We start from the raw sequence: 16,571 nt of genomic DNA on the forward strand, positions 1-16,571 counted from the left end.
CGGCGACGACGGTCAGCCCCGCGCCGCCTCCACGGCCCGGCCGAGGAGGGTCTCCGCGTCGGTGATCGTCCGGGCGAGCGTGCCCGGGTCGTCCGTCAGGCTCCCCACGAGCCCGTCCACGTCACGCAGACCCGCCCGCGCCACGAGCCCCTTCTCGTTCGTGACCCACTCCCCACGCGCCGCCAGCACCGCGTGCGCGGTCTGTGTCGTGGCGAGGGCGAGCGCGCCCGCGACCTGGGTGAGGGCGCTCTTCGGGGCGTGGCCGGCCCTGGCGTAGGCGAGGGTGGCGATGGCCATGCCGTACCAGTGGGCCGGGGCGGTGTCGCGCAGGGCCGGTGGGTAGGCGCCGGGGCGTGGCAGGGTGCCCCGCAGCACCTTGTTGATCGCGAGTTCGGCGACGAGCAGATACGTCGGGATGCCCGCCAGATGGAACATCAGCGGCTCGACGCGGAAGCGGCCTGCCCCGGCCTCCGCCCGCTCGTGTTCGACGACGTCCAGATCGCGGTAGTGGACGTCCACGCGCCTGTCGTCGATCGTCAGCCAGGCACCTCCGTTGAAGACACCGCCGCCCCACGCGCCGATCGCGGACACCTCGCCCTCCCAGCCGACCGCGCGGAGATCGGCCGGGTCGAAGGCGCCGCGGTAGTAGACCGCCAGGTCCCAGTCGCTGTCGGGGCGTTCGGTGCCCTGGGCCCGGGAGCCGCCGAGGGTGACGGCCTCGACGGCGGGGAGGGCGGCGAGACGGTCGGCGGTGGTGTCGAGGAAGGCCTGGTCCGGGAGGGTGGGCACGGGGGCGGCTCCTGGGGCGGGCGGGTGAGCGGTCCGGGAAGCGTAGGGGGACCGGGCGGATCGCGTGAACGGAAATCGCGCGCCGGCCGGGACACGGGTGAACCGAAATACGGGTGCGGCCGCGCACCGGGCCCCGCATGATCGGTCGAACAGCTGCCCAGTCACCGCCCCAGATCGGAGCCCGCGTGATCCACCGCGTCACCGTCCCGAGCCTCTTCCCGCCGCCCACCTACTCCCACGCCTCCGTCGTCGAAACCGGCACGCGGCTGGCGTTCCTCGCCGGGTCCGTGCCGCTCGACGCCGACGGCAACCTCGTCGGGCCCGGAGATCCCGTACGGCAGGCCGAGCAGGTGATCGCCAATCTGCGGGAGCAACTGCACGCCGTCGGCAGCGACCTGCCGCACGTCGTTTCGACCGACGTGTACGTCGTGAGCAGTGAACCGACCGCGCTGTCCTCCGTGTGGGAGGTCGTCGAGGCGTCCGGGCTCAGCGCGGGCCCGCACTCGTCGACACTGATCGGCGTGGCGTGCCTCGGGTACACGGGGCAGCTGGTGGAGATTACGGCGACAGCCGTCGTGCCCGGCGGGGCGCCGACCTGAGGAGAACTCCATGCTGATCGAGCACCGCGGGCGGCGCCCCGTCGTCCCCGAGTCCGCGTACGTCGCCCCGACGGCCGTCCTGTGCGGGGCCGTCGTCCTCGGTGAGCGCAGCCGGGTGCTGCACGGGGCCGTGCTCACCGCGGAGGACGGGGAGGTGCGGGTCGGCTCGGACGTCGTCGTCATGGAGAACGCGCTGGTGCGGGGGCGGGCCGCGCACCCCTCCGTGATCGGTGACGCCGTGCTCGTCGGCCCGCACGCCCATGTCAACGGGGCGACCCTGGAGGACGAGGTCTTCGTGGCCACCGGCGCCTGCGTCTTCCCGGGGGCCGTCGCGAGCACCGGCTGCGAGCTGCGGATCCACAGCGTGCTGCACGTCAACTCCGTACTGCCGCCCGGCACGGTCCTGCCCATCGGCTGGATCGCGGCGGGAGCGCCCCGGGCCCGGCTCTTCGCCCCCGGCGAGCACGACGAACTGTGGCAGATCCAGGAGGCGCTGGACTTCCCCGGCACGGTGTACGGCATCCCGCGCGGCACGTCGATGCGGGAGGTCATGGCCCGCCAAGTGGCGCTCTACGGGGCACATCGCGACGACGTCCCCCTCGACGGCCCGTCATGAGCTACTGCCCCTCGGGCCTCCCCCACACCCTCCGCTTCGGCAGCGCCTCGGCATAGCTGCCCACCCGGCTGGTCGTCAGCCCCAGCGCCAGCAGCGACTCCGCGAGTTTGACCGCCGCCGCGACCCCGTCGACGACCGGCAGGCCCAGCTTCTCCCCGACCGCCCGCTGCAAGCCGGTCATCCCGGCGCAGCCGAGCACCAGCACCTCCGCCCCGGCCGTACAGGCCCGTTCGGCGGCGGCGAGGAACGCCGTCTCGGTGCGTTCGTCGTCGCCGAGGTCGAGCACGTTCAGGCCCGTGCCGACGACCGCGGCGCAGTTCCGCGCGACGCCCGCCGTCTCCAGACTGTCCTCGATCTGGCCGCGCGACCGCTCCAGAGTGGTGACGACGCCGTAGCGGCGGCCCAGCAGGCAGGCGAGATGGGCGGCGGCCTCGGTGATGTCGACGACGGGTACGTCCACCAGCTCCCGCACGCCCTCCCGCCCGTGCTCGCCGAAGCCGGCCATGACCACGGCGTCGTACGGCGGTCCGTCGTAGGTCCGCAGCGTGTCCAGGACGGCCGCGGCGGACAGGTAGCTGTCGAGCCAGCCCTCCGCGGACTCGGGCCCCCAGGCGGGTGTCAGCCCGGTCACGGTGGTGCCCGGGCCTGCGGCGGCCCGGGCACCTCGTACGATCTCCTCGGTCATCTCCTGCGTGGTGTTGCAGTTGGTGACGACGATCCGCACGTCTCTCAGACCTCCATGGCAGGGCGCTCGACGGTGGGTTCGGCAGTGCGTTCGCCGCGGCACAGGGCCGCGTACAGCCCGGCCGCGAGTGCCGTGCCGATGAACCAGGAGTACGGCGCCACATCGCTGAAGGTCTTCACCAGCGCGAGGACGGCGGCGACACCGGCCGCGGGCAGGAACGCCCACAGCGCCTTGGGGTTGACGCCCTTGCGGTAGTGGAAGCGGGAGCCGGGCGTCGCGTCGAAGAGTTCGTCCACGTTCACACGGCCGCGCTTGACCCAGTAGTAGTCGACCATGATCACGCCGAACAGCGGGCCGAGGAAGGCACCGAGGCCGCCGAGGAAGTAGTTCACGACGGTCGGGTTGGAGAAGAGGTTCCAGGGCGTGACGAGCAGGGCCGCGACCGTGCTGATCATGCCGCCGACCTTGAAGGTGATCTTCTGCGGCCAGACGTTGGCGAGGTCGTACGCCGGCGAGACGAAGTTGGCGACGATGTTGACGCCCATGGTGGCGATGGCGAAGGTCAGCGCGCCCACCACCAGCACCCAGGTGTTGCCGATCTCGGCGACCAGGTAGGCCGGGTCGGTGATCTCCTTGCCGAAGACCTCGAAGGCGCCCGCGGTGACGATGACCGACACGATCACGAAGGCCGTGGAGTTGATGGGCAGGCCCCAGAAGTTGCCGCGCTTGACCGTCTTGTAGTCGGGCGAGAAGCGGGAGAAGTCGCAGAAGTTGAGCATCAGCGTGCCGTACGTGGCGAGGACCAGGCCGATCGCGCCGAACCACTGGCGCCACTGCTCGCCCACGGAGACCGGGTGCGGTGTCGAGGTGAGCGAGATCGTCCAGCCGGCCTTGGCCAGGATCCACACGGCCAGCGCGATCATCACGAGCCAGATCGCCGGGCCGCAGAAGTCCTGGAACTTCCGGACCGATTCCATGCCCCGGCTGATGATCGCCGCCTGCACCAGCCACAGGGCGATGAAGGAGACCCAGCCGAGTGCGTCAAGGCCCAGGAAGGAGTTGTGCGTCCACGACTCCAGGCCCGGCCAGGCCGCGAGCAGCATCACGTTGACGGCCACGGAGGCGAGGTAGGTCTGGATGCCGTACCACATGATGGCGATCACGGCCCTGATCAGCGCCGGGATGTTGGCGCCCCACACACCGAAGGCGATACGGCTGACCACCGGGAAGGGGACGCCGTGGCGCTGCCCGATCTTCCCCATCCAGTTCATGCCGATGTAGATGATCACGAAGCCGACGAGCAGGGACGTGAAGATCTGCCAGACGTTCATGCCGAGGAAGAGCAGTCCGGCGGCGAAGGTGTAGTTGCCGAGGTTGTGGACGTCGGACATCCACATGGCGAAGAGGTCGAAGACCTTCCAGTTGCGCTTCTTCGCGGGCGCGAGGTCTTCGTTGGTGAGCCGGGGGTCGGGGACGAACGCTGGGGTGCCGGTGGTCGCGGCACGGTCGGCGAGGGACACGGGGCCTCCATGAGCAAGGGGACGACGGAGGGCTGCTCTCAGCGGGCATGGCGTTTGGTATACCAAACTGCGCTCATGGTCTCCCCGTCAACCGTTCTGACCGATGTCGCTGTTGTTAACGCTCCGTAAAAGACACCTCGCCTCGGCGAAGATGGGCTGCATGACGAAGATCGAACCCCTGGGCGCAGTGCGCGAACGCGTCACCTCCGAGCTGCGGCAGGAAATCATCGCGGGCAGTCTCCGCCCCGGCGACCGTCTGGTGGAACGCGAGTTGGCGGAGCGTTTCGGCGTCTCGCGCGTTCCGGTCCGGGAGGCGATCCGGGCCCTCGTCGCCGAGGGCTTCGTCCACTTCGAGACCCCGCGCCGTACGGTCGTCCGCCGCCTCACCCCGACCGACGTCAAGGAACTGTTCGAACTGCGCGAGGCGCTCGAGGTCTACGCCGCCGGACTCGCCGCGGCCCGCGCGACCCCGGAGGACCTGGCCGAGGTCCAGGAACTGATCGACCGCGCCGCCGCCGCGACCGAGGCCGAGGACGCCGAGGTGATCACGGACGTCAACAGCCGGCTGCACGACCGCATCGTGGCGATGGCGGGCAACAGCCTGCTGACCGAGGCCCTGGAACCGGTCGCCGGCCGGCTGCGCTGGATGACCCGGCGCAACGAGGAGTGGCCCCAGCTCCTCGTCGAGCACCGCGAGTTGTACGAGGCGATCGCCTCGGGCGACCCGGACCGGGCCCGAGCGCACGCGCTCACGCACGTACGGACCAACTACCGCTCCACGGTGCGGCATCTGTTCGGGGACGAAGAACTCCCGTAGAACCTCACTCGGCCTGGGGCAGCCCCGCCGCCTCCGCGGCCGTTCGCAGGACGTCGCGCAGCATCGCGGGGGTGAGGCGGCCGGTGAAGGTGTTGCGCTGGCTGACGTGGAAGCAGCCGAAGAGCTCCAGACCGTCGAGGTCATAACGGGCCCCGTGGGCGAACGCGGGGCGTGGCCGGGGCACGGACCAGCCCGCCTCGGCGAACGCCGGCAGCGCGGCCTGCCAGCCGAAGGCGCCGAGCACGACGACGGCACGCAGTGTCGGACGCAGCAGCCCCAGTTCCCGCACGAGCCAGGGACGGCATGTGTCCCGCTCCTCGGGGGTGGGCTTGTTGGCGGGCGGGGCGCAGTGCACGGGCGAGGTGACGCGTACGCCGTACAACTCCAGGCCGTCGTGGGCGTGCACGGCCGTGGGCTGGGAGGCCAGGCCGACGTCGTACAGCGCCTCGTACAGGACGTCCCCGGAACGGTCGCCGGTGAACATCCGTCCGGTGCGGTTACCGCCGTGGGCCGCGGGGGCGAGCCCCACGATCAGCAACCGTGCGTCCGCCGGCCCGAACCCGGGCACCGGCCGGCCCCAGTACGTCCAGTCCGTGTAGGCGGCTCGCTTGGCACGGGCCACCTCCTCACGCCAGGAGACCAGCCGCGGACAGGCCCGGCAGTCCGCGATGCGCCGGTCGAGGAGGGGAAGGCCGCTGGCGTCCATCACTCCACGGTAGGCGCGGGGCGGGCGGTGGTGACCTGCGCGGCCCGCTCCTCTCCGCGGCGGAGCCACAGCAGCGCCCCGGTGAGCAGCACGGCACCCGTCAGGAGCCATGGCAGCGGGCCCGGCCGCATCACCCCGACGATCAGGCCGGTGAGCGCGCCGACCAGTTGCTGGGCGAGGGACTGGACGGACAGGGCGGTGGCGCGGCCCTCGCTGGAGACGCGCCGGTGCAGCAGTTCGTTCTCGTTCGGGCCTGCCGCTCCGAGACCGAGGTAGATCAGGCAGAAGCCGACGACCGCGAGGGTCGTGGCCACCGGATGTGCGGCGGACGCGGTGACACCGAGCAGGAGCAGACCGCTCGCCCCGGCCCCGAGGCAGATCAGCACGGCCCGCTCGCCGCTGCCCGCGACCCGGGCGGCGAGCGGGGCGAGGTGGCTGCCGACGCCGGAGCAGGCGAAACCCGCACAGGCGAGCACGGCGTAGACCAGCGCCCCGGATCCGGTCGCCCCGGTCAGCGCGACGGTACGGCCCGGTATGAGCAGTTCGATGACGGCCAGGGCACTGCCGGCGGCCGCGGCGCTGAGCACGACCCGGCGGACCAGCGCGTCCCGTACTCCCAGCCGCAGCCCGCCCAGGACGGTGACCGGCACGCCGCGCAGCACCGATCGCAGGGTGACCGGCGGTCGCGGCGACTCCCGCAGGACGGCCAGTACATAGATGACGAAGACGACCCTGACCGCGGCTCCGAGCAGCACGGGAACGGCCAAGGGCGGCACCGCCCCGGACGTCGCCTCGCTCAGCCTGGCACCGAGGTCGGGTCCGACTCCGAGCAGCCAGGGCAGGGCCCCGCCGAGCAGAAGGCCGACCGCGAGCGCGGCGGAGGTCGCGGATCCGCCCCGGGCCAGTCCCGTCCGCAGCTCGGCGTCGGGGCCGGACACCTTCTGCACGGTGTCGACGTACCAGGCCTCTGCGGTACCGCTGGCCAAGGCGCGGGCCACGCCCATGAGCACCATGCCGGCGGTGAGCACCCAGGCGGTGGTGCCGAGGCCGACCAGGAGCGCGGCGACGAGGTTGAGCACACCGGCCATGGCCAGGACCGGCCGACGCCCGAGGACGTCGGAGAGCCCGCCGGTGGGCAGCTCCAGCGCGGCCACGGTCAGTGAGTGCGCGGCGAAGAGCCCCGCCACCGCGGCGAGGGACATCCCGCGCTCGCTGAACAGGAGGACCATCGAGGCCGCGCCGAGGCCCGGCGGCAGCCATAAGAGCGCGCAGACGGTGGCGTAACGGCGGCGAGCGGCCCGCACCCCGGGCGCCTCGGCAACGAGGTGCGTCATGAGGTGCCCTCCTGGGCCCCGCCCTCACGGCTGTGCGGGTCTGCGTCCTCACGGTCGTGCGGGTCTGCGTCCTCACGGTCCTGCGGGTCTACGTCCTCACGGTCCTGCGGGGCGAGCGGCAAGCCGGCGGTGAGGAGCACCACGGGTTCGGCGCGCGGGTCGTCCGCGTCCCGGGCGGTCAGTTCCTCCAGCTTCCCGGCGATCGTTTCCCACAGCTCGGTGAGCGACCCGGCCGTCAGGCGGGGCATGAGGTCGCTGATCCCGGACGCCTCCACCCACTCCTGACCGAGTCGCCCGCCGGCCATGTCCGCCTCGTGCCGGGCGAGGGACGACTCCAGGTGCTCCAACTGCCGCCGCCGCGCCAGGCTGACGAAGGCCCGGCCCGCCTCGGAGGACTCCATCGCCTCGTTGCTCCAGGACGTCATGGTGTGCAGCGCTCGCCAGCGCCGCTCCCGCCCGTCACGATGCTCGGCCTCGGCGATGAAGGCGTACTTCGCCAGCACCCTCAGGTGGTAACTGGTCGACGCCGACGACTCCCCCGTCCGCACGGCGAGCTCACTGGCCGTGGCGGGCCCGTCCTGCCGCAGCAGCCCGAGCAGCCGAATGCGCAGAGGGTGGGTGAGGGCCTTCAGGGCGGCGGTGTCGTGCTCAGGGTCGAGTACGCGATTGTGCTCGTCGCTGTCCATACCGGGAGGGTAGGCCGCCGTGACCATTCAGCAAAAGACATTTTGCAAAACTTGTTTTGTAGATGACGTCGGAGGAGGATTCCCCGCCCGATCGGACCACTCGGAGGACTAAGGTCGGGGACATGGCTTCACAAGGTGCGGCGAACAACACCGGCGACGGAGAGGCGAAGGCCCTCGACCCGAAGGTCGCCGAGGCGATCGCCGCCGCCGACGCGGCCGGGCCGCAGAGCGGCGGGACCGTCCGCGTCGACAGCTGGATCTGGTCCGTACGTCTCGTCAAGACCCGTTCCATGGGAGCCACCGCCTGCCGCGGCGGGCACGTCCGCGTCAACGGCGACCGCGTGAAACCCGCACACGCCGTACGCGTCGGCGACGAGGTACGCCTGCGGCACGAGGGCCGGGAGCGAGTCGTCATCGTCACGCGGCTGATCCGCAAGCGGGTCGGCGCCCCCGTCGCCGCCCAGTGCTACATCGACAACTCCCCGCCGCCCCCGCCCCGCGAGGCCGTCGCCCCGGCCGGCATCCGCGACCGCGGCACGGGCCGCCCGACGAAGCGGGACCGCCGCGAAATGGAACGCCTGCGCGGACTGACCGGCCCGGGCGACGGCGACGGCCTCGGCAGCGACATCGGCAAGCCCACGCCTTGAGGACCCGGTCCCGACGGATCAACTCCCCCTGAACAAGGTCCCCCGACGGACGCAACAAGGCGCACAACATGTCGACGCCCGGGACGAGCCCCTAGGGCCTGTCGTTTGGATCAGGTCGCAGGGAATCGGCGGCACCTTGTCAGCGCCGGTGAGCGGGGCCTGGTGCGTGCAGTTGCAAGGCGGAGGAGGGAGTCGATGCGGAGCATCGGCGAGTGACGACAACGCGGCAGATGCGCGTGCCAGGCCCCGCGTCTGCGGCGTGATCCAAACGACAGGCCCTAGGCCCGCCCGGACGCCGCCGGCGTCGCATGCGACACGGTGTCACCCAGTCACGCCCGTCGCCGCAGCAGTCGCATCAGATCCGCGTTGTGCCTCCGCCGCGCCCATGCGATGAGGGCGAGCGGCACGATCAGGATGAGCGGCGTCGCCGCGTACTGACCGTCGAACACGGCTACCTGCACGACGAACGCGCCCGCCATCAACGCGCTCAGCGCCATCGCCGCCACCGACTGGAGCACCGGGATCAACAGGGCGACCGCTCCGGCCAGTTCGAGCGCCCCGATGGTGTACATCCCCGCGCTGCCCCAGCCGAGCTTCTCGAAGGACTCGGCGGCGGACGGGTGCGCGATCAGCTTGGGCAGGGCGCTCGGGATCGCGTAGAAGAGGGCGAGCAGCACCTGAAGACCGCGCAGGGCGATCCGCGCACGCCGCCCGCGACGGGTCGCGGACTCGGCGACGACGACGCCGGCAGAGGTGGAGGCGGCGGTGACGGGAGCGGTGGTCTCGGACATGAAGGTCTCCTGGGGGAAGCGGTCCGTGGTGGTGTCGAAGAGGTGGACCGCCGCTCGCCCGCGAACTCATCGCCGCCCAGCGGAATTTCTGCCCTCCCCGCTTCTCTTCACCCCGAAGCCCGCTCGGCCCCGCCCGTCACGGGCAGAGTCGCAGGAGCCTCTCCCCTGGGTAGGGCGTCGTCCTGCTCACCCCCTGGACCCCACGGTAGAAGTCCGTCATCACAGCCGCGACCGGGGCGTTGCGGCTGAGGATCTCCGCCGTCCCGGGTGGCACGCCGGTGGGTCGTCGCCCTTCGGCCCATGCCTGTATCCGTGCCCCACGTTCCTCCCAGTCGCCCGCGTACAAGGCGGTGATCAGCCAGTTCACCAGGAAACTGGCCGTGTAGCAGCGGTCGTAGGTGCTGTGCCGGTCGTAGAAGTCGGCCTCGGCGCGCGAGAGGTCGAAGCGGGTGGACAGGGCGAGTCCGTAGTCGGCGAAGTACAGGCGCCGGCCGTCGGTCAGGATGTTCTCGAAGTGGGCGTCGAAGTGGAGCAGCCCGCGACTGTTCATGAAGGACGTGCCGGCCCGCAGTTCCTTCTCCACCAGGGAACACGCCCGGTCGAGCGCCTCGCCACCGGCTCGCACCTGAGCCGTCAGCCATGCGTGGAGCGTCTGGGGGACGTACTCCAGGAACAGGGCGACACTCGCCGAGGGCTGTTGCAGGGCCTCGATACGCCGCCTTATTGCCGCGCTCCCTCCCCAGTAGTCCACGGCCTTGTCCACATCGGCGAGTTCCTCCGGCAGGCCGGGCGACTCGTCCGGCAGGACACGCCAGTGGTACATCAGGGGAAAGCCCTGGAACTGCCCGGAGAGCACCCAGTTCGTGGTCATGGTGTGGACGGCGACCTCCCGCCACGCCCCGAACCCGGGCCCGCCGACGCCGTACTGGCAGACCATCGGCAGCCCGAACACGTTGGCCGTGGACCGGACGTGTTCCGGCCGTCGCTCCAGGTCCGTCAGGGGTACCCGCTTCACGAAGACCGGCGTACCTGACACGTCCAGCCGGGCCGACTTCCCTCCGATGCCGGTACCCAGCGGTGTGGCCGCGTCCACCAACTCGCGCAGTTCGGTGTCACCGAGCAGCGCCAGGGACGTCGACACAGTGTCGTAGCCGATGAGACGGCCGGGCTCCGCCATCCCGTACTCCCTCTCACGCACCTCGGTCGCCTAGGCCGCCCGCACCGCCTGCACCCATATCCCGTCCGCCGTCAGATACCGGTCCACCCTCAGGCCCGCCTCCTCCAGCGCCTCCTCGAACTGATCCTTGGTCAGCGGTCGTGCCCGGAACGTCTGTGTCCAGACCGCGTCCGGGAACTCGTACTCCGCACGCACCGAGTTGACCCCGTCGCCGACCGGCTCCGCCGACACGATCCGCACGGTGAAGCCGCTGGGGTCCACGCGCTCGCGCGGCAGGTTGGTGTGGTAATCCGCGCCCTCCCGCTGGATCAGCACGCTGCCGCCCTCCGCGACATGGCGCACACAGGTGCGCAGCAAGCCCCGCCGCACCTCGACGTCCCCCGCGTGCACGAGGAACGACGCGAGCAGCACCACGTCGTAGGTCTCGCCCAGGTCCAGGGCCTCGATCGGGCTGCATATCGTCCGTGCCCCGCGCACGCGCTCCAGCATCTCGGCGGACTCGTCCACCGCTGTGACCGTGAACCCGCGCTCCAGCAGTCCATGGGTCATGCGACCGACCCCGCTGCCCAGCTCCAGGATCCGCGCGCCCTTGGGCACCGCTGCGGCGATGATGTCCGGCTCGTCCCCGACGGGCAGTCGCGAGTAGAGCTCCACCGCGCAGCCGTCCGGGGTGATGGCCCCGGGTCCCGTCCCCTCGTACCCCTCACGCATTTTCATCTCCATGCCGGTCCAACGGGCCACGCCCGCACGCCAGTTCCTCTCCCGGCCACCTTCACCCGACCGGGTGAACGATGTCCCGCACGGTCCGCACCGTGGGCCCCCGCACGGGACCGGCTGGCTACCGTCCCGCACGGGCCCCGGCCGCCTGGTGGTCCGCATCCGCGGCGGAGAGTACGTTGCAAGCAGGAGTGGAGATCGCGATGCGTACAGGCAGTGAACCGGCGACTGCGCGCAGTGCCCTGCGGGCGCGCTTCTGGCTGAGTGTGTGGGGGCTGGTCTGGGCGCTCTTCGGGACGGTCGCGTTCACGCTCGCCGGGCGGCCCGGCTGGGCCATCGCCTGCGGGGTGCTGCTGCTGGTCGTCACGATCGACCTGGTCGTCGTCCTCAGGCACATCCGCCAGGGCCCGCACTGGCAGCCGGGCCCCGACATCCCGCCCTACCGGCCACCCGAGGACCACCCCTGAGACAGACGGGGCAGCCGAGGCGGACGGGGACGGCCGCTCACGAGTCGAAGCGCGCGGCCTTCTGGAACTGCGGGTTCGGGTCCAGCGCGGCCGCCAGGCGGAAATGGCGCTTCGCCTGGTCGGGGCGGTTCTGCCGCTCATAGGTGCGGGCGAGCGCGAAGTGCGCGAACGCGTTGTCCGGCTCGCGCTCCAGGACGATCGAGAACTCGAGCTCGGCCGGCCGCAGCTGCGCCGCAGCGAAGAAGGCACGCGCGCGCAGCAGTCGCGCGGCGGTGTTCTCCGGGTGCGCGGCGATGACTCCGTCGAGCAGCTTCACCGCGCCCCGCGGGTCCCGCGCGGCGAGCAGCTGCTCGGCGGCGCGGAAGTCGATGACATGCGTCTCCGGGGTACGTCCGGTGGAACCGCTGGTCTCGGGCACGGCAGAGTCCTTCCCTCACTGGAAAGGTTCAACGCCCCCTCGGGGTGCCGCTATTCCTGGGGGGACACTCGGCCCTGAGCGTCCGGCCGGGACGCGTGGGACCTGCGTACCAGCTCGGCCCACACGTCCTTCACGCGGCGCTCCAGTTCCTCCAGCGGGACGTCGTTGTCGACGACGACGTCCGCGATCTCCCGGCGCTGCTCGCGCGTCGCCTGGGCGGCCATCCGCGCGCGTGCGTCCTCCTCGGTCATGCCGCGCAGCCGTACGAGCCGGTCGAGTTGGGTCTCGGGGGCCGCGTCGACGACGATGACGAGGTCGTACAGCGGTGCGAGGCCGTTCTCCGTGAGGAGCGGGACGTCGTGGATGACGACCGCGTCCTCGGCGGCGGCCTCCTCCAGCTCGCGGGAGCGTGCACCCACCAGCGGGTGCACGATCGCGTTGAGGGTGGCGAGTTTCGCCGCGTCGGCGAAGACGATGGAGCCCAGCTTGGGGCGGTCAAGGCTGCCGTCGGGGGCGAGCACCTGCTCACCGAAGGCCTCCACGACCGAGGCGAGACCCGGGGTCCCCGGCGCGACGACCTCCCGCGCGATGCGGTCCGCGTCGATCAGCACGGCCCCGCATGCGACGAGCAGCCGTGACACCTCACTCTTGCCGGCACCGATGCCGCCGGTCAGACCAACCTTCACCATGCCTGGAAGCCTAGACGCTCCCCTTGCCGGTCAGGTGTCGCCCTCTCGCTCCGCCAGGAAGCGTTCGAACTCCTTGCCGATCTCGTCGGCCGACGGGATGTCCACCGGCTCGGCGAGCATGTTGCCGCGGGTCTCGGCGCCCGCGACGGCGTCGTACTGGTGCTCCAGGCCCTCGACGAGAGCGGTGAGGTCGTCGTCACCCTCGCGGATCTGCCGGTCGATCTCCGTCTGGGTGCGGTGGGCGTCTGAGCGCAGAGCGTGGGCGATACCGGGCAGCACCAGTCCGGTCGCCGCCGTGATGGCCTCCAGGACCGTCAGGGCCGCGTCCGGGTACGGGGAGCGGGCGATGTAGTGCGGGACATGGGCGGCGACACCGAGGACGTCGTGTCCGGCCTGGAGCAGGCGGTACTCGATGAGGGACTCGGCGCTGCCGGGGACCTGCGCCTCCTCGAACGGGCTGCGGTGGCCCGGGACCAGGTCGGTGCGGTTGCCGTGCGGGGTGAGGCCGACGGGCCGGGTGTGCGGGACGCCCATGGGGATGCCGTGGAAGTTCACGGACAGACGGACGCCGAGCCGCTCCACGATCTGCTTCACGGCCGCGGCGAAGCGCTCCCACTCCACGTCCGGCTCGGGGCCGGACAGCAGCAGGAACGGCGCTCCGGTGGCATCCTGCACGAGCCGCACCTCGATGGCGGGCTCCTCGTAGTCGCTCCAGCGGTCGCGCTTGAACGTCAGCAGCGGGCGGCGGGCCCGGTAGTCCACGAGCCGGTCGTGATCGAAGCGGGCGACGACCTGGTGGGGAAGCGAGTCGAGCAGCCGGTCGACGATCTGGTCGCCCGCCTCTCCCGCGTCGATGTATCCGTCGAAGTGGTAGAGCATGACAAGACCGGCCGACTCCTGGGCGAGCGCCATGTCGACGGCAGCCAGCCCCTTCGGCTCCCATGCGTACAAACCCTGCGGATCAAGCACAGTGACCGCTCCTCCTCGTGTTCATACTCCACAACGCCCTTGCGGCCGTGGGCATTCCCGGAGGAGGAGACTCATGATCTTGCCGGGCTGGACAGCCACTCAAGGGGCGCCGGGAACTGCGCGACAAGACCCCACCGGGCCGGCAGTCGGCACCCGACCGCCGCTCCCGAGCAGCACTGAGGGGCCGCACCTCGAAAGGTACGGCCCCTCAGTCAAGAGCTACAGCTCAGTGGGCGTTCAGCTCTGCCCACCCGCCAGCTTCTCGCGAAGCGCGGCCAGCGCCTCGTCCGAAGCCAGCGCACCGGAGTTGTCCGCGCCCTCGGAGGAGTACGAACCGCCACCGCCACCGCTCGCGGCCGGAGCCGCACCCGCGGCGTCGCCGCCCTCGGCCGCAGCAGCGGCGTCGGCCTCGCGGGACTTGATGACCTGGGCCTGGTGCTGCTCGAAGCGCGTCTGCGCCTCGGCGTACTGACCCTCCCACGCCTCGCGCTGGGTCTCGTAGCCCTCGAGCCAGTCGTTGGTCTCGGGGTCGAAGCCCTCGGGGTAGATGTAGTTGCCCTGGTCGTCGTAGGACGCGGCCATGCCGTACAGGGTCGGGTCGAACTCGACCGCGGCCGGGTCGGCACCGAAGGCCTCGTTGGCCTGCTTCAGCGAGAGGCTGATGCGACGACGCTCGAGGTCGATGTCGATGACCTTGACGAAGATCTCGTCGTTGACCTGGACGACCTGCTCCGGGATCTCCACGTGGCGCTCGGCCAGCTCGGAGATGTGGACCAGACCCTCGATGCCCTCGTCCACGCGGACGAACGCACCGAACGGAACCAGCTTCGTGACCTTGCCGGGCACGACCTGGCCGATCTGGTGGGTGCGGGCGAACTGCTGCCACGGGTCTTCCTGCGTCGCCTTCAGCGACAGGGAGACACGCTCGCGGTCCATGTCGACGTCGAGAACCTCGACGGTGACTTCCTGGCCGACCTCGACAACCTCGGACGGGTGGTCGATGTGCTTCCAGGAGAGCTCGGAGACGTGGACCAGACCGTCGACGCCACCCAGGTCCACGAAGGCACCGAAGTTGACGATCGAGGAGACGACGCCGGAACGGACCTGACCCTTCTGGAGGGTGGTGAGGAACGTCTGGCGGACCTCGGACTGGGTCTGCTCCAGCCAGGCACGGCGGGACAGGACCACGTTGTTGCGGTTCTTGTCCAGCTCGATGATCTTGGCCTCGAGCTCCTTGCCCACGTAGGGCTGGAGGTCGCGAACGCGGCGCATCTCGACCAGGGAGGCCGGGAGGAAGCCACGGAGGCCGATGTCGAGGATGAGACCACCCTTGACGACCTCGATGACGGTACCGGTGACGATCCCGTCCTCTTCCTTGATCTTCTCGATGGTGCCCCAGGCACGCTCGTACTGGGCGCGCTTCTTCGAGAGGATCAGGCGGCCTTCCTTGTCCTCCTTCTGGAGAACAAGGGCTTCGATCTCGTCACCGACGGCGACGACCTCGTTGGGGTCGACGTCGTGCTTGATCGAGAGCTCGCGGCTCGGGATAACGCCTTCGGTCTTGTAACCGATGTCGAGCAGGACCTCGTCCCGGTCGACCTTCACGATGACGCCGTCGACGATGTCGCCGTCGTTGAAGTACTTGATCGTCTCGTCGATCGCGGCGAGGAAGGCTTCCTCGTTACCGATGTCGTTGACCGCAACCTGCGGGGTCGTTGCGGTGGTCTCGGTGCTGCTCGTCATGTGGGAAAGGGCTCCGGTACGGACATTGAAGTCGTAGGTACTGCTACGCCGGGAGCCCGTTTCGCTCTGCAGAAGCCGGACAGCCTAGGAAGCGCCACACAAAACCGGTGGCGCCTCGACAACCGAGGGGACATACATACAGTGCGAGCGCAGCCTGCTACGTCTGAGGTGCGCAAGCCCGCAGCGCAACTTGTAGCATACGGGGGCAGCCGGGCAGGGTCAATGCGCGAAGCCGCCCACCCGGGGCAGATCGCCGCACAACCGGCACAAGTCCTGTCCTGCGAGGCCACGCGGGCCGTACGGCACCCCTTCGCGACGCCTCCGGGACGGGCTGGACGGAAGAGTATGACGAGGGAGCCGATCATCCAAGAGCCCGAAGCGTCCGAACCCGAGGCGACCCGGCGTGCCGCCGGGGTCACGGAGAGCTCCCGCGCCAATCGTGGCTGGTGGGACCGCAACGCGGACGAGTACCAGGTCGAGCACGGCACATTTCTCGGCGACGACCGATTCGTGTGGGGGCCCGAGGGCCTCGACGAGGTGGAGGCCGAGCTGCTCGGCCCGCCGGAGGAGCTGAAGGGCAAGGACGTCCTGGAGATCGGCGCGGGTGCGGCGCAGTGCTCGCGCTGGCTGGCCGGCCAGGGTGCCCGGCCGGTCGCCCTGGACATCTCGCACCGACAGTTGCAGCACGCGCTGCGCATCGGCGGACCGGTCTCCCTGGTGTGCGCCGACGCAGGTGCGCTGCCCTTCGCGGACGGCTCGTTCGACCTGGTCTGCTCGGCGTACGGGGCGCTGCCCTTCGTGGCCGACCCGCGCCTGGTCCTGCGGGAGGTGCGCCGGGTGCTGCGGCCCGGGGGCCGCCTCGTCTTCTCGGTGACGCATCCGATCCGCTGGGCCTTCCCGGACGAGCCGGGGCCTGAGGGGCTGTCGGTGTCGGGGTCGTACTTCGACCGCACGCCCTACGTCGAGCAGGACGAGCAGGGCCGCGCGGTCTACGTCGAGCACCACCGGACACTCGGCGACCGGGTCCGGGACGTCGCGGCGTCGGGCTTCCGCCTGGTGGACCTGGTGGAGCCGGAGTGGCCGGCCTGGAACACCTCCGAGTGGGGCGGCTGGTCGCCCCTGCGCGGGAACCTGATCCCGGGGACGGCCATCTTCGTGTGCGAGCGAAGCGAGATGGGGGCACCCCCGGCCGGAGGCTGAG

19 protein-coding genes are annotated in these 16,571 nt (G+C 70.9%); 6 read left to right on the forward strand and 13 right to left on the reverse strand.

Annotated elements, in window-relative coordinates; translation table 11 throughout:
* Positions 1-12 precede the first annotated feature (12 nt).
* The gene (locus ACZ58V_RS27175) at positions 13-789 is read right to left on the reverse strand and encodes a nucleotidyltransferase domain-containing protein (protein ID WP_468193336.1); all 777 of its coding nucleotides are present in this window, start codon (positions 787-789) and stop codon (positions 13-15) included.
* A gap of 185 nt (positions 790-974) precedes the next feature.
* Between ACZ58V_RS27175 and ACZ58V_RS27180 the strand changes: the two genes are divergently transcribed.
* The gene (locus ACZ58V_RS27180) at positions 975-1,388 is read left to right on the forward strand and encodes a RidA family protein (protein WP_468193338.1); all 414 of its coding nucleotides are present in this window, start codon (positions 975-977) and stop codon (positions 1,386-1,388) included.
* A gap of 10 nt (positions 1,389-1,398) precedes the next feature.
* Positions 1,399-2,004 carry a gamma carbonic anhydrase family protein gene (locus ACZ58V_RS27185; RefSeq protein ID WP_471293075.1) on the forward strand — a complete coding sequence of 202 codons (606 nt, stop codon included), beginning with the start codon at positions 1,399-1,401 and terminating at the stop codon, positions 2,002-2,004.
* 1 nt (position 2,005) lies between these two features.
* Here the strand turns inward: ACZ58V_RS27185 and ACZ58V_RS27190 are convergent, their stop codons facing one another.
* Together ACZ58V_RS27190 and ACZ58V_RS27195 are read right to left on the reverse strand one after the other, a co-directional pair.
* Positions 2,006-2,728: an aspartate/glutamate racemase family protein gene (locus ACZ58V_RS27190; RefSeq protein WP_468193342.1), complete on the reverse strand. Its 723-nt coding sequence runs from the start codon at positions 2,726-2,728 to the stop codon at positions 2,006-2,008.
* A 5-nt stretch (positions 2,729-2,733) separates the two neighbouring features.
* Positions 2,734-4,209, reverse strand: a complete 1,476-nt coding sequence (locus ACZ58V_RS27195) for an NCS1 family nucleobase:cation symporter-1 (RefSeq protein ID WP_468193344.1) — start codon at positions 4,207-4,209, stop codon at positions 2,734-2,736.
* Between the two features lie 160 nt (positions 4,210-4,369).
* Between ACZ58V_RS27195 and ACZ58V_RS27200 the strand changes: the two genes are divergently transcribed.
* Complete coding sequence (locus tag ACZ58V_RS27200; protein WP_468193345.1) at positions 4,370-5,026, forward strand: GntR family transcriptional regulator; 657 nt, start codon at positions 4,370-4,372, stop codon at positions 5,024-5,026.
* A gap of 4 nt (positions 5,027-5,030) precedes the next feature.
* On the opposite strand, the gene ACZ58V_RS27205 is transcribed toward ACZ58V_RS27200, so the two are convergent.
* Genes ACZ58V_RS27205 through ACZ58V_RS27215 form a run of 3 tightly spaced genes read right to left on the reverse strand, consistent with a single transcriptional unit; the run spans position 5,031 to position 7,752 of the window.
* Positions 5,031-5,732, reverse strand: coding sequence for a uracil-DNA glycosylase (locus ACZ58V_RS27205; RefSeq protein WP_468193347.1), 702 nt, complete (start codon positions 5,730-5,732; stop codon positions 5,031-5,033).
* Entirely contained in the window at positions 5,732-7,066 is a 1,335-nt protein-coding gene (locus ACZ58V_RS27210; RefSeq protein ID WP_471293079.1) for an MFS transporter, read from the reverse strand. Before ACZ58V_RS27210 ends, ACZ58V_RS27205 begins: the two co-directional genes overlap by 1 nt.
* On the reverse strand, positions 7,063-7,752 hold the full coding sequence (locus ACZ58V_RS27215; RefSeq protein WP_468193350.1) for a helix-turn-helix domain-containing protein: 690 nt from the start codon (positions 7,750-7,752) through the stop codon (positions 7,063-7,065). The genes ACZ58V_RS27210 and ACZ58V_RS27215 overlap by 4 nt, the downstream gene beginning before the upstream one ends.
* A gap of 122 nt (positions 7,753-7,874) precedes the next feature.
* Between ACZ58V_RS27215 and ACZ58V_RS27220 the strand changes: the two genes are divergently transcribed.
* Entirely contained in the window at positions 7,875-8,399 is a 525-nt protein-coding gene (locus tag ACZ58V_RS27220) for an RNA-binding S4 domain-containing protein (RefSeq protein ID WP_468193351.1), read from the forward strand.
* Between the two features lie 329 nt (positions 8,400-8,728).
* On the opposite strand, the gene ACZ58V_RS27225 is transcribed toward ACZ58V_RS27220, so the two are convergent.
* From ACZ58V_RS27225 to ACZ58V_RS27235, 3 genes are all read right to left on the reverse strand, one after another.
* The gene (locus ACZ58V_RS27225; RefSeq protein ID WP_468193353.1) at positions 8,729-9,190 is read right to left on the reverse strand and encodes a DoxX family protein; all 462 of its coding nucleotides are present in this window, start codon (positions 9,188-9,190) and stop codon (positions 8,729-8,731) included.
* A gap of 136 nt (positions 9,191-9,326) precedes the next feature.
* Positions 9,327-10,367: a protein kinase family protein gene (locus tag ACZ58V_RS27230; RefSeq protein ID WP_471293082.1), complete on the reverse strand. Its 1,041-nt coding sequence runs from the start codon at positions 10,365-10,367 to the stop codon at positions 9,327-9,329.
* 30 nt (positions 10,368-10,397) lie between these two features.
* On the reverse strand, positions 10,398-11,078 hold the full coding sequence (locus ACZ58V_RS27235; protein WP_468193355.1) for a class I SAM-dependent methyltransferase: 681 nt from the start codon (positions 11,076-11,078) through the stop codon (positions 10,398-10,400).
* 209 nt (positions 11,079-11,287) lie between these two features.
* On the opposite strand from ACZ58V_RS27235, the gene ACZ58V_RS27240 reads away from it, so the two are divergent.
* Entirely contained in the window at positions 11,288-11,551 is a 264-nt protein-coding gene (locus ACZ58V_RS27240; protein ID WP_469411319.1) for a DUF6343 family protein, read from the forward strand.
* A 37-nt stretch (positions 11,552-11,588) separates the two neighbouring features.
* On the opposite strand, the gene ACZ58V_RS27245 is transcribed toward ACZ58V_RS27240, so the two are convergent.
* From ACZ58V_RS27245 to rpsA, 4 genes are all read right to left on the reverse strand, one after another.
* Positions 11,589-11,969 (reverse strand): tetratricopeptide repeat protein, encoded by a 381-nt coding sequence (locus ACZ58V_RS27245; RefSeq protein WP_189728861.1) that lies wholly within the window; start codon positions 11,967-11,969, stop codon positions 11,589-11,591.
* Positions 11,970-12,019: 50 nt separating this feature from the next.
* Positions 12,020-12,658, reverse strand: a complete 639-nt coding sequence (coaE, locus tag ACZ58V_RS27250) for a dephospho-CoA kinase (RefSeq protein ID WP_468193358.1) — start codon at positions 12,656-12,658, stop codon at positions 12,020-12,022.
* 30 nt (positions 12,659-12,688) lie between these two features.
* Complete coding sequence (locus tag ACZ58V_RS27255; protein WP_468193360.1) at positions 12,689-13,627, reverse strand: PAC2 family protein; 939 nt, start codon at positions 13,625-13,627, stop codon at positions 12,689-12,691.
* A 237-nt stretch (positions 13,628-13,864) separates the two neighbouring features.
* Positions 13,865-15,370 (reverse strand): 30S ribosomal protein S1, encoded by a 1,506-nt coding sequence (rpsA, locus tag ACZ58V_RS27260; RefSeq protein WP_468193362.1) that lies wholly within the window; start codon positions 15,368-15,370, stop codon positions 13,865-13,867.
* Positions 15,371-15,715: 345 nt separating this feature from the next.
* Between rpsA and ACZ58V_RS27265 the strand changes: the two genes are divergently transcribed.
* Entirely contained in the window at positions 15,716-16,570 is an 855-nt protein-coding gene (locus ACZ58V_RS27265) for a class I SAM-dependent methyltransferase (RefSeq protein WP_471293087.1), read from the forward strand.
* Position 16,571: the final 1 nt, after the last annotated feature.

It is taken from the genome of Streptomyces sp. NPDC040589, from assembly GCF_055594445.1.